Origin of the sequence: Treponema sp. OMZ 840, from assembly GCF_050937815.1 — a bacterium.
Lineage (GTDB): Bacteria > Spirochaetota > Spirochaetia > Treponematales > Treponemataceae > Treponema_C.
In genome coordinates this window covers 498,645-511,606 of sequence record NZ_JACDIJ010000001.1, presented here as the reverse complement: position 1 = coordinate 511,606, position 12,962 = coordinate 498,645, and the positions used below count along the sequence as shown (strand labels likewise).

Here is a 12,962-nt window from a genome sequence, read left to right as displayed (position 1 = left end):
ATATTACAGCGGGAGATAAAAATACAGGAAGAATTATGAAACGTATCGGTTTTGCAAGTATGAACGGCGGCACGGGTAAAAGTTCTTTGCTTATTATGACGGCAAATTGTTTGAGTGCCGCGGGTTTTCGTGTTTTGGTTATAGATATAACGATGAATAAATCCGTAAGTTTTTATTATCTTAATGCTGAAACAGAACAAGCAGTCGGTTATAAAAATATCGGTCTTGCCTTAAGCAAACCGGATAACAAACTTGACGATTATATTTTGTTGACCGATAAATTTCATGTTGATATAATTCCTGCGCCGTTCAATTCGGTTGAATTACGTAATTTGCCGTTACAGCATTTAACCGGCATGCTTGCCGAATTAAACGGTCAATACGATTTTGTTTTTATGGATTTGCAATCCGGATACGATGTTTCGGCTTTACATTTGTATAATGCTTCAGACCTTATTGTGCGACCTGTTCGTCCCTGTTTTTTCGATTTTTCTGCAGAAAGTTTTTTCCGCGATAGCAATGAAATCGTAATGAATAAAAATGACTGCCGCCTTTGTATCAACGGATACTCAGCCAATGAAAAAAGCAATGAAGTCTATGATGTTTCCGCTGCGGAAAAAGAATATATTGACCGTTTTTGTCAATCCTTTCAAACGGTTGTATCTTCAGCCTTTGTTCCGTTTACTTCGGCTGTGCGTGCAATTACCGATACCCGTAGAAATATGTTTTTGCGCGAAACCGGCAGTTTTGAAGTAGAGAAAGGGATTGTCGTACAGCCGGAGCTTTTTAATTCCGTATATAATCTTGCACAAATAATACACGGCGGACATTTTAATAAGCCTGAGGAATTTTAGTTTTTTACCGTATTTATCTACACTTATGCAACCCCAAGTTGCGCATTTGCTCCGCTAAGTTGGTAGTGCAAAAGCGTAAAAGCGTATAAGATTAAAAGACGAGGTGAACATGAACTTTGCACAAAATCTTATACAATTACGCAAACAACGGGCTCTTTCGCAAGAAGAGCTTGCCGAAATCTTGGATGTGTCGCGTCAAGCGGTAAGTAAATGGGAAGCCGGAATCAATATGCCCGACATTCCCAAACTTATCGCGATTGCCGACGAATTCGGCATAAGTCTTGACGCCTTGGTACGTCCTTCTTTTAAGGGAAAAAACAAGGCTTTTTATCCTGAGCGCCGGGGCGGCCGCCGTGGCGGAGACGGTAAAGCGTATTTTTTTACGGAGGGTGCGAAAGCCGGCACGGAATCGTCTTCCGCCGCTGAGGCGGTATCCGGCACAATCAATATTGTAAGCGGCGGAAAAACCTTAAAGGTCGGAAGCGGCTCTACTGTCTACCTGAAAAACGAATACGAGTACGTCAGTAAAATTAAAATAGGAAACCTTCCCCTTGTGCACATACACACGGGAGACGGCGCCCAATGTGCCCGCGGGATTATTGCAATCGGGAATATTGCATTCGGCCTTGTCGCGCTGGGAGGCATTTCATTGGGACTCTTTTCCTTCGGCGGCCTTTCAATCGGATTGCTGCTTGCCCTCGGCGGTGTGGCTGTAGGAGGCGTCAGCTTGGGCGGTCTTTCGATAGGCGGTATCGCTTTCGGCGGCTGTGCCTTGGGCATGGGCGCATTCGGGGGCCTTGCCGCGGGAAAGGTGTTTGCCGCCGGGGGCGCCGCTTACGGTCCCGTATCTATCGGAGAAAATGTTGAAGCCGCTTTCAGGCTTACCGAACACACATCAAAAGAAGAAATAATCCGCTTCATAGAAGAACAGCTTCCCTCTGTTCCCGCTTCAATTTTAGTAAAATTATTCCGCTTTTTTCCGTAAAAAGTCTGTTTTTTTTGTCATTCTCCACCTATATATATAGGTGGAGGTGAAGTATGACAAAGGCTAAGCCCAAACGAACCTATAAGGACTCGGTGTTTGCCGACTTTTTCGGGGCGGACAAGTCGGCAAAAGCAAACTTTATCAGTTTATACAACGCATTGCACGGAACACAGCTGCCGCTTGACTGTGAGCTGCGTCACATCAGACTGGAGCAAATCCTGTATATGAACTTTTACAACGATGTGTCTTTCCTTGTAGATAATAAAATCATTGTACTTGCGGAACATCAATCGACCGTCAACTTGAATATGCCGTTCCGTTTTTTGGAGTATGTAGTACGCTTGTATGAGCAGATACAAAATCCGCGCGATAAGTATTTGCGCCGTTTGGTTAAAATTCCTACTCCCGAGTTCTATGTCTTTTACAACGGTGAAGAAGATTTTCCGGAATATAAAACGCTAAAACTTTCCGACGCTTTTATGACGGCCGGCTCACAACCGAACCTTGAACTCATTGTCGAAGTGGTGAATATCAATCAGGATAAAGCACATACAATTCTTGAGCAGTGCAAACCGCTTGCCCAGTACAGTTTATTTGTAGACACAGTGCGAAAACACCTCAAGCTTGACAGGGAAAAAGGCTTTGAAAAAGCTGTACAGGAATGTATAAATAATGATATACTTAAAGAGTACTTGGAACGCAAATCGCGGGAGGTAATGAATATGTTATTGGCGGAATACGATTACGCAACCGATATAGCGGTTCAAAGAGAAGAAGAACGTGAAATAGCTTTAGAGGAAGGCGCCCGGCAAAAAGCGCTTGAAACGGCACGCATATTAAAGCAGCTCGGAGATTCCAGTCAAAAAATAATACAGGTTACCGGGCTTTCGGAAGCGGAAATAGCCGAACTGTAGCAAAGTACAAAATTCGTCCTTTCGGCATTTTTCCCTCCCTTAAAACAAATTACAAAAACTTTCCCGAAAAGTTGTTTTTTTAGGAGAAATCGGATATAATGTTTAAAAAGGGAACGTCCTGTTCCCTTTTTAACTTAAGTTTTGCTTCGCAAAACTTGTTACCTAAAGCTTTTCTGCACATCCGTGTGCAGGTTGTAAAAGCTATGGGGAATACGGGTTGCAAAGGGGACATCCTGTCCGCTCTTTAACTCCAGTTTTACGCTTTGCGTAAAACTGGTTACCTAAAGCTTTAGCATACATCCGTGTACGGGTGCAAGCGTGCGGCTCACATAGCGTCAATATACCTTTCCGTTTTCTCATCTTGCATCCGTTTTATACACCCGTATCGTATATGTTTTTGTACCCGCTTCGCTGAATTCGGGAGTAACGTAGACGGATATCGGATAGTAATACGGATACCCTTCAACGATAGGAATATCTACATCATCACCTTCGATTTTGCATGAAGCCGTACTGCTTGTAGGAACGGCTTTTACGTGTATACGCTTTACATCCGGGGCAATTTGAATGTCGTAAAGGTATGAAGATTCGGCTGAAGGCTCCAGTACCTTTTCTTCCCCATTAACGGTTACCCTTACCGATTTCAAACTTGCGTCCTTACTTTTGGTTGTTTCTTTACGCTCCATTGTAAGGGTATACCGGTTTACGGTAACACCGTCTTCCGCCGTTACCGTGATTTTAAGCGTATTTAAGCCGGCATTAAGATGATATGTTCCTTCACCGCTAACACGTGCGGCAGGATCGATTGTTTCCGCCGACACTTTTACAGGATTTTCTTCATAGGCGACCGATACCGAATATGCACTTTTATCCTCGGTTACATCAATAGACTTATTACCGACGCTAATGCGCTTTAGTGCCGCAATGCTGCCTTTTATTCCCGAATTTTCCCGTATTTTTATTTTTTGCGAACTGCCGATATAATTCGAAGCTATTGCATATAAATCGGCATCGCCTGCCTCAACGGTATCGGGAATGGGCAGCACCGCTTTACCGTCTTCGTTTGCATAACCTGCCGCGATGATTTTTATTCCCTCCGCTGTTTTTCGTGTAACGGCGATTTGCGCTTCGGGGGCGGTTTGCACTACAAAATTGCGTCCCGCTTCAATGCCCTTATCATTTTCAAACGTAAATGTGAGTGCTTTCGGTGTTTGTGTATAGGGCATATAGGTGGGGTCGCCTAAAAGATTGTAGATTTCTACGGAATATTTTGTTTTATCGCCGACACTGTTGGAAGCGGAGCCGTGACCGAAACGGTACATTGCACGGTGCCCTGCCTGTAAGGCTTTCCCGATGGTACGTGAGCGATATGCTTTATCCGTGTCTGCACTGTAATAAAGAGAGCCTACTATTCCCGGCTTCTCCGTATTGAAGCTGTCTTTATTTCCGCACGTCATTACTATGTTATAGTCGGCATAGGATTCCGCCGAAGCTCCGATATAGGCAACGGCTCCGCCGCTATCTTTATTCATAAAAGCTTCGCCGAGTGAATAGTATTGATATGAACCTGAAAGGCAGGTAGAAGCAATAACGATAGGATAGACTTTATTGGTTAAATTGCCTGCATGAGCGGTTGTAAACTTACCCAGCCAGCTGTCCCTTAAACCGTGTCCCGTGTACACAACAAAACCGGCCCCTTCGTTAATGCGTGCGCTTACCCGATTCGGGAAATGAATCGATACCGGCTCTACCGTTAATTCGGGATAGGAAGATAAGTAGTTTCCGATAGTTCCTGTTTGAACTCCGTTTACATTATCGGAAGTGCGGATAACACGTGTAACCGACGCTTCTCCTTCCCTTATTTTTTCTTCCATGTACATTGTTTTATCTATACATGCTTGAAGCTCTTCGAGAGTCGATACGCAAAACCTCCCGACCGGAGCTTCTTGAAGCCATGCGTCGTTATACTCACCTGTTTTGCCGTCATAGCTGCCGTAGTTTCCGTCGTATTCACCGTAATAGTAATCGGTGGGGTGCTTCTTTTTATACACAGTGCTTTCAAATGCCGGCACATATCCCGCAGTACCGGAGGTATGGGATGAAATATGGTCTCCTACCAGTAATACCGCCATCATCTTTCCGTTAAGCGTTTTGTAAAAGGTTTTTAATTCTTGCCGGATTGCTTCCGCACTCTTTCCCTCGGCAGCTATAAGAGTTACTTCATGGCCTTGCTTTATTTTATGCTCTCTGTATGTTTTTAAAATAGGGGAGTCCGTAAAAAGCGGGGCGGATACAATAACAAGGTGCGAAATCCCTTGCCTTACATCATTGGGCTTTATGGGGTTCACCGTATCGGGTACCGTATCTTCTTTACCCTGCGGCTGAGGAGTTTCTTGCGGTTCTTTGGGGCCGGGCTTATTTTCGGCAGTGTTGCCTGTAGAAGGCTGTACCGGTATTACAGGATTGTTGCAGCTAAAAAGTAAGGCTGCCAATAAAACGAAAATCGAAACTCTTAATGTACTCATAATCCGCTTCTTTTCCTAATTGATTTTTATTCATTACGCACTTTTTTGTGCTGCTTATAAAATAAGTAAAATTTGCAATAGATTCAATATTATTTGAGCATATATTTTATGCTATCGTCAAGCTGCCCCGCGGTATTTTTTTATCGGCTGCTTTTTCCGGCTAAAACCTGTCACTTTAAGCCAATCTTTTATCGCTTTTTAAGACAAAACTGAAGCTCTATTGTAAAATCTTCCAATGAAACAGGGTCAAAAAACAAGGTTTAAAGATTTTATCGTGCCGAATGTGCCGGCGTATGCGGTGTCGGTGGTACTTGCGGTACTGGGGGTAGGCTGCGGTATGATTCCGTATATCACGGTGCACCGCCTCCTCATGCGCTTGGCAAAGGGCGAAACTTCTATCGCCGAAGTGTCGGGGTATGCAGCGGTAATCATTGCCGCTTTTGCCGCTCAGCCGGTGCTGCACAGCATATCGACGGCGGTTTCACATAAAACCGCTTTTTCCGTTTTGGAAAAAATCAGACTTGCAATTACCGAAAAGATGATACGCATGCCGCTCGGCTTTACGCGGAACAAGGGGGCGGGGTATTTTCACAGTCTGCTCATTGACGGTATCGAGCGCCTTGAGTTTCCCCTGGCTCATGCCTTGCCTGAAACGACATCAAACGTACTTATTCCCGTGAGCATTACCGCGCTCCTCTTTGCATCTGATTGGCGGCTTGCCCTTGCCGTGCTGGTACCGGCTGCCGTAACCCTGCTTTTGTATCTTCCGATGTATGTCGGCATTATGAACGATTTTGTAAACACCTATTATGCCGCCCTCGAAAACATGAACGGCAGGGTTATCGAATATATCCGCGGCAATAAGGAAATTAAAATATTCGGTACCGAAGCAAAGGCATATTCTCGGTTTGAAGATTCCATCGACCGTTACGAAGTTTCGACTTTAAGGCTGTACAACAAAATGCATTTTGTAAGTTCCCCCGCCTTTGTGCTTTTGTCGTCGATTACGGTGAGCGTGCTTTCAGTCGGCGGGCTGCTTTTTACTTCCGGTTCGATTGACGCTCCGCTCTATCTTTTTGCCGTTATCATTGCGGAGGGCTTAGGCTCTTCTCTTTTAAAGTTTACCGAGTTTATGGATAATTTCTATCACATAAAAAACGGCAAAAAAATGATTGAAGAAGTACTGTCCGCCCCCGAATTGGAAGAAGCCGCCGCCTGTCCGGAGATTGCTCATAATGAAATTGTCTTTGATACCGTGTGTTTTTCTTATGATGAAATGACGGCTGCCGATAATGACTGCAAAGCGGATAAACGCAGTGTGCCTAACGTGCTGCACAACGTGTCGCTTACCATTAAAGAAGGGAAAAAGACGGCGATTGTCGGGCATTCCGGTTCGGGGAAGTCCACGATTGCCAATTTAATTGCCCGCTTTTGGGACGTTTCAAGCGGCTCCATTACCATCGGCGGTGTCGATTACAAGAATATACCGCTTGCGCAATTAATGGAACACGTCAACTATGTTACGCAGGACACCTTTTTATTCAATATGAGTATTTTGGAAAATATCCGCGTGGGAAACCCCGCCGCCTCCGACAAGGAAGTAAAAGAAGCCGCCCGCCTTGCGCAATGCACGGAGTTTATCGAAAAGCTTGAAAACGGTTGGAACTCTTTTGCGGGAAACGAGGGAACAAAACTTTCAGGCGGGCAGCGTCAGCGCATTATCATTGCCCGCGCCGTCTTGCGGAATGCACCCGTACTGATTTTGGACGAAGCGGTGAGCCACACCGACGCTGAAAATCGCAGACAGCTTCAACTTTCGTTACGGGAGCTGTGTAAAAACAAAACCGTCATCACCATCGATCATAACCTTTCCACCGTCAAAGAAAGCGATTCGATTATCGTCATGGAAAAAGGCAGGGTACACGCTCAAGGCACCCACACCGAACTCTTGGAAAACTCGGAAGTATATAAAAGACTGTGGGGAGGAAAGCTATGTTAAAAACGGTATGGGCATTTTTGGCTCTTATGCAAAATCAAAAAAAGGAAATTGTTTTTTCGGCGGTGTTGAGTTTTATCGACGGCTTTTTTATTATAGTGCCTTTTATTACCGCTTTTAAAATCGTAAACGGCATACCGCTTTTTAATCCCGCAGCCTCAAGTGTCCTTGATACCCGCATGATGTACCGCTACATCGCTTTGATGGCGGCTGCGGTTTGTATCAGAATTGTGCTGCGATATGTTACGCTCCGTTTCCGCAGCGGGGCAGGCTATAAGGCACTGTGCCGCGAACGCAAAAACTTAGGCGAGCGGTTACGCAAGGTTCCGCTCGGCTTTCTGAACGAAAAAAACTCAGGCGACTTGGTTTCGGTTGTTACCTCCGATGCGGCTTTTTTGGAAATTGAAGGTATCACCGTTATCGAAAAAATCGCCGCCGGCATTCCGCTTTGTATTATCGGTTTTGCTGTCTTACTCGTCTTCGATTACCGCATCTTTTTGCTCACCGTTTTTTTGTTTATTCCGGTGTGGTTCATGTACAAAAAATTATCAACATTGCAGGATACGTTGAAAATAAACCGGCAGGAATTTATCGGAAAAGTTACCGCCGATATTATCGAATTTATCAATGCCCTGCATGTGCTTAAAATATACAACATGGCGGAAAAGCGTTTTTCAAAAACGGCTGAAGCGGTAAAAAACTTGCGGGACTTTTCCGTCCGCACCGAACTTGCCCATATCCCCGTCTTATCTCTTTTTCAATTTTGCCTGCGTCTTGTTACGGCGGGAATAATTTTTTCTTCCGCCCTGCTTTTTTTAAAGAGTGAACTTTCTTTTGCACAAATCTTTTTACTGATGACCGCTTCTTTCAGTTTATTTAGCGGCATTGAAGGAATGGGGATTTTCAGTATCTTTGCTAAAATGACTCAACAGTCAATCGACCGCATGAATACCATTAAAGCGGTGCCTGAAATGGAGGAGCTTTCGGGAACGCAGCGTCTTAATCCTGAAAAGCCGCACGCCTTCGATATTCAATTTGATGAGGTGTCTTTTGCCTACGCCGAAAAAGAGGTGCTGCACAACATCAATTTTTCCGTTCCCGAAAAAACGATGATCGCTTTGACAGGGCTTTCGGGCAGCGGCAAGACGACGATTATGAATGTGCTTGCCCGCTTTTGGGAGATAAAGAGCGGGAGGATAACAATCGGCGGCATCGATATTAAGGAGCTTGATTACGAAAACCTTTTACACAATATTTCATTTGTGTTTCAGGATGTGTTTTTGTTCAACGACACAATTTTGAATAATATCCGGCTCGGGCGGGAAGACGCTCCTTTGGAAGAAGTGTATCAGGCGGCAGAGCGTGCGGGCTGTACCGATTTTATTATGCAAAGCGAAAAGGGCTACGATACGGTTATCGGCGAAGCGGGCTTGCGGCTTTCAGGCGGAGAAAAACAGCGCATTTCGATTGCCCGCGCCCTCCTTAAAAACGCCCCGATTGTGCTTTTGGACGAAGTAACCGCCAATGTCGATTCCGAAAACGAAGCGAAAATACACGCTGCCTTACAGGAGCTGCTCAAAGACAAAACCGTCATTATGATTGCCCACAATCTTGCAGCACTCCGCCATGCCGATCAAATCCTCGTCCTCGAAAACGGCTCTATCGTCCGGCGCGGCACACATGACAGCCTTATAGGAGAAGACGGGCGGTATAGGGAATTGTGGGAACTGTCCGAAAATTAACGCTCCTGTCAATTCCCGGACTGCGAGTTTACGAAGTAAACTCGATTCTGCCGAGAACCGGGGTGTCCATGCCGCTGCTGAAATTGACAAAACATCGCTATTGCTTGGAATAACAGTCCCCTGTCCTTTTTTATCCGATTTCATTTTATCCCCTCTTTATTTTTTGTGTAAAACGGCTATAATGTAGAAGTTAGATATTTTATAAGGATTAAACATATAGAAGCATGATAACAAAATCTAATCTTCGGAACGTATTAAAAGCTCTCGGGTTTTCTCAATCGGATTCAAGTTTTACAAAGCATTTTGAAAAACATAATTGCGGAATTCGAGTTGATTGTTCCGGTGAAACAAATACACCGTTTTATCCGACCGATCATTGCTGCGTTTTACGGCTTCTTACTGTGCAAGCAGCTCCTATTGAAGAGCAGCGTATTGCACTACAGAAAATCGAAACCTACGAAGCCGCCATCACCACAGCAAAATCGGTACTATCCGCTTGTGCTGATAAGAAAAAAATGATATTAGAGAAATAGTTGTAGGGGGGGACATAATGGAAAAAGACTTACAGATAAATATTTTAACTCTTAAAAATTCAGATTTTAGATTTCATCTATATTCTAAAAGTTATAAACAATATGAGAAAAACTCATCTTTATACTTTACAAGAATAAATAATGAAATATTTGGAGTCTCGTATAATGAATATACAGATTTTGAAAAGAAAGAATATGTTTCATTTGATAATACAGAATTGACGAAATGGTATTTATTCAATCTACTTCAAGATAATTGTAGAAAGCATAATATTAGATTTTATGCTTTTGAAAAATTTAATTATCATGTTGATATAGAATTATGTAGGGATGATGAATTAGGGCAGGAAGTAATTACAGTAGCACCAACTTATTTAAATTCTAAAAAAAAGTTTGGATTTATTTTAAATTACAGGTTTATTAAAAATAAAGGAGTTGGATTTTCTAAAGAAGTTCAAATAAAAAGTCTATCTTTAGATATTAACGGTAACGAAAATAAAAACTATTATATTGATAAGTATCAAAAAATAAATAATTTTATCAAGAAAAATTTTTCTTCAATATTTTCTTTTAATGATATTTTAGTTGAAAATACTTTCGAAACTATTGTATCTAATACTTTACAAACAAAACAATATCAATTTAGAAATTCACAGATAGAAAATTCTCAGTTTCAAGGAATTAAAAAATTCGGGCCATATATACCTATTGATATAATACAACCATCTCCTAAAATTTGTTTTATCTACATAAGTAATGAAAAAAATTATGCTCATAAATTATATTTTGCATTGGAAGGTAAGACATTCTCTACATTTTCAGGAATGGAAAAAATGTTTCATTTTCCATTAAATGAAAATACAGTTACCGGAAAATCGGTTGAAAATTACTCTGTCGAATCTATAAAAGAAATCATAAAAAAAATAAAAGAAGAACATCCGCTTAATTTCATAGTACCTATTTTGATAGTACCGTGGTCTAAAGAAAATGCATCAGAAGAACAAAAAGAATTATATTACAAATTAAAACACCTTTTTCTAACAAATAAAATGCCAAGTCAATTTATTAGTATTAATAAAATTACTAATGATAATATATTAAAATGGGCTATATCCAGTTTAGCAATTCAGATATTTTCAAAACTTGGCGGAAGTCCGTGGGTGGTAACCCCTAAAACTTCAAATTGCTTGATTATAGGGATCGGTCAGACATACCAAAGAGATCAAAATTCTAATATTCAAAAATTTTTCTCATATTCGATTTTAACAGATACAACTGGATTATTCAAAGGAATAAAAATATTGGCAAATACGAACAATAAAGATGATTATGCTGATAACTTATCAAAATCATTAAAAGACATAGTTAATAATTATACAAATGAATATAATACTTTTGTTATTCATACATCCTTCAGAATGAGCAACAAAGATATAAAAACAATTAAAAAAACACTTGATGAAATCAAACATCAAAGAGATATAACATTAGCCATTTTACGATTTGATGATAATCATAATTATTTATGCTTTGATAAATCCTTTAATAGTTTAGTTCCTCTTGAAAGTTCAGAAGTCAGTTTGTCATATTCAAAATATCTTATTTGGTTTGAAGGTCAACAGTATGGTCAATATACCATTCGTCATAGGATAGGTGCTCCTATAAAAATCAGTGTTGATTATCCAAGTGATATAAATTCAGAAAAAATTAATAATTATTTACAAGATGCTATAAATTTATCCGGAGCAAACTGGAGAGGGTTTAATGCAAAGTCAATACCTATCTCTTTGTTATATGCTGAGTTAATTAGTCACTTTATTTCAGCTTTTGACAAATATAATTTAGAGCAAATAAATATTGAAAACCTAACTCCTTGGTTTTTATAAGAGGCATATATGTTGCAATCTGATAGTTTTATTTTTTTATTGGGGGCTGGAGCTAGTTACGATGCAAAAATACCCATTTCTTCAAAAATGATTGAATATGTTGAAGATTTAGTATTAACTAATGAAAATTGGAAACAGTATAAGGATTTATACTATTGTATAAAAAGTGGAATAATTAATGCAGCAGGAATAACAGGAAACTTCTCATCAAATGTAGTTAATATAGAAACACTTGTAAATACAATGGACGAATTACTGAAAAGTTATGAACATCCCTTATATCCTTTTATTGGTTCATGGATTCCACGATTAAATGAAGTTTGCGGTAATAAATTCGATAGTATAAAAAAACTTAAATCTCATATACTTGAAAAACTTTGTACTGATTGGACAAAATGTGAACATACAGAAGACCATGATTATTACAAAAATTTCTACAGATTGCAACAAGAGTATAATTATCCTATTTCTATTTTTTCATTAAATTATGATTTATGTCTTGAAAATGCTATCGGTAAATCAAATGTTCAACGGGGTTTTGGATCAGATCATTTATGGAATTGGGAAAATTTAGATGCTGAAGTAAATATTAAAGAACCAATCAGGTTGTATAAATTACATGGTTCTATTGATTGGAAAAAAACGAATACAGGGGAAGTGGAAGAATCTGGAAAAATTTTACCTGAAGAAACTGCGATAATTTTTGGAACTGCTTATAAGTTACAGTATTTAGATCCTTTTTTATTTTTGGTTAATGTATTTAGAAAAAAGACATTGGAGAATAATACAAAAGCGATATTTTGTATTGGGTATAGCTTTAATGATGAGCATATTAATGGTATTATTGCTCAATCGCTAAAAAAAGATAAAAAAAAGCAGATTATTTCTATTTCGCCCATGAAAGATGAAAAATCAGAAAAAAATAGAATAGAAAAATTAAATAAAGATATAGCAGAACGAATAACCTTTATTCCCGAAACTGCAAAAACTTGGTTAGATTCTATAACATGTCAAGAAATAGAAAAGTATGTCGAATCAGATAACGTTCCATTTTAATTAAAATATATTTAAAATAGTCCCTTTTGAAGGGATATATTTGTACAAAATACTGAATAATGCTTATTACAAAGCGAAAAAGGCATCAATATTAAAAAACTGGATAAGGGCTGTCTTATTTTTAACAAGGAACGGGAAACAGGTTATGTGGTTGCGGTAGTAGATAATGTCGGAAAAGGAGTTGAAACCCGTTATTGGATTGATGATTTTTTGCATGTCCGCCGCCGGAAAAATGCGTATACCAATACACAAAACCTTATGACCTTAGCAAAAAACTTTATTACACAAGAATTACCTAAAGAATTTGAGGTTTCAAAAGCCGACCAAATTGACCTTTTAAATAAATCTTTAGATTTTTTTAAGAAAAAGACGATTTCGATATCGACGATTTTACCAACGAAGTTATGAGTGAGCCGGAGAAAATTGAAAAATTCCGGCAGTATAAAAAACATAGCGAAGATGAAAGCGGTA

9 protein-coding genes and 1 pseudogene are annotated in these 12,962 nt (G+C 40.1%); 9 read left to right on the top strand and 1 reads right to left on the bottom strand.

Annotated elements, in window-relative coordinates:
• Positions 1-35 precede the first annotated feature (35 nt).
• The 3 genes from H0R92_RS02550 to H0R92_RS02540 all read left to right on the top strand — a co-directional run bounded on the left by H0R92_RS02550 (position 36) and on the right by H0R92_RS02540 (position 2,753).
• Positions 36-854, top strand: coding sequence for a ParA family protein (locus H0R92_RS02550; protein WP_432960853.1), 819 nt, complete (start codon positions 36-38; stop codon positions 852-854).
• 109 nt (positions 855-963) lie between these two features.
• Positions 964-1,839 carry a helix-turn-helix domain-containing protein gene (locus tag H0R92_RS02545; protein WP_432960851.1) on the top strand — a complete coding sequence of 292 codons (876 nt, stop codon included), beginning with the start codon at positions 964-966 and terminating at the stop codon, positions 1,837-1,839.
• Between the two features lie 53 nt (positions 1,840-1,892).
• Positions 1,893-2,753 carry an Rpn family recombination-promoting nuclease/putative transposase gene (locus H0R92_RS02540; RefSeq protein WP_432960849.1) on the top strand — a complete coding sequence of 287 codons (861 nt, stop codon included), beginning with the start codon at positions 1,893-1,895 and terminating at the stop codon, positions 2,751-2,753.
• A 356-nt stretch (positions 2,754-3,109) separates the two neighbouring features.
• Here the strand turns inward: H0R92_RS02540 and H0R92_RS02535 are convergent, their stop codons facing one another.
• Positions 3,110-5,278: a C25 family cysteine peptidase gene (locus H0R92_RS02535; protein WP_432960847.1), complete on the bottom strand. Its 2,169-nt coding sequence runs from the start codon at positions 5,276-5,278 to the stop codon at positions 3,110-3,112.
• A gap of 235 nt (positions 5,279-5,513) precedes the next feature.
• Between H0R92_RS02535 and H0R92_RS02530 the strand changes: the two genes are divergently transcribed.
• The 6 genes and pseudogenes from H0R92_RS02530 to H0R92_RS02505 form a co-directional block, all read left to right on the top strand.
• Positions 5,514-7,277, top strand: coding sequence for an ABC transporter ATP-binding protein (locus H0R92_RS02530; protein WP_432960845.1), 1,764 nt, complete (start codon positions 5,514-5,516; stop codon positions 7,275-7,277).
• The gene (locus H0R92_RS02525; RefSeq protein ID WP_432960843.1) at positions 7,271-9,016 is read left to right on the top strand and encodes an ABC transporter ATP-binding protein; all 1,746 of its coding nucleotides are present in this window, start codon (positions 7,271-7,273) and stop codon (positions 9,014-9,016) included. The genes H0R92_RS02530 and H0R92_RS02525 overlap by 7 nt, the downstream gene beginning before the upstream one ends.
• 224 nt (positions 9,017-9,240) lie before the next feature.
• Entirely contained in the window at positions 9,241-9,549 is a 309-nt protein-coding gene (locus H0R92_RS02520; protein WP_432960838.1) for a hypothetical protein, read from the top strand.
• Positions 9,550-9,566: 17 nt separating this feature from the next.
• Positions 9,567-11,435: a Piwi domain-containing protein gene (locus tag H0R92_RS02515; protein ID WP_432960836.1), complete on the top strand. Its 1,869-nt coding sequence runs from the start codon at positions 9,567-9,569 to the stop codon at positions 11,433-11,435.
• Positions 11,436-11,444: 9 nt separating this feature from the next.
• On the top strand, positions 11,445-12,491 hold the full coding sequence (locus H0R92_RS02510) for an SIR2 family protein (protein WP_432960834.1): 1,047 nt from the start codon (positions 11,445-11,447) through the stop codon (positions 12,489-12,491).
• Between the two features lie 78 nt (positions 12,492-12,569).
• Positions 12,570-12,899, top strand: a pseudogene (locus H0R92_RS02505) (nucleoid-associated protein); the annotation flags it as partial.
• Positions 12,900-12,962 lie beyond the last annotated feature (63 nt).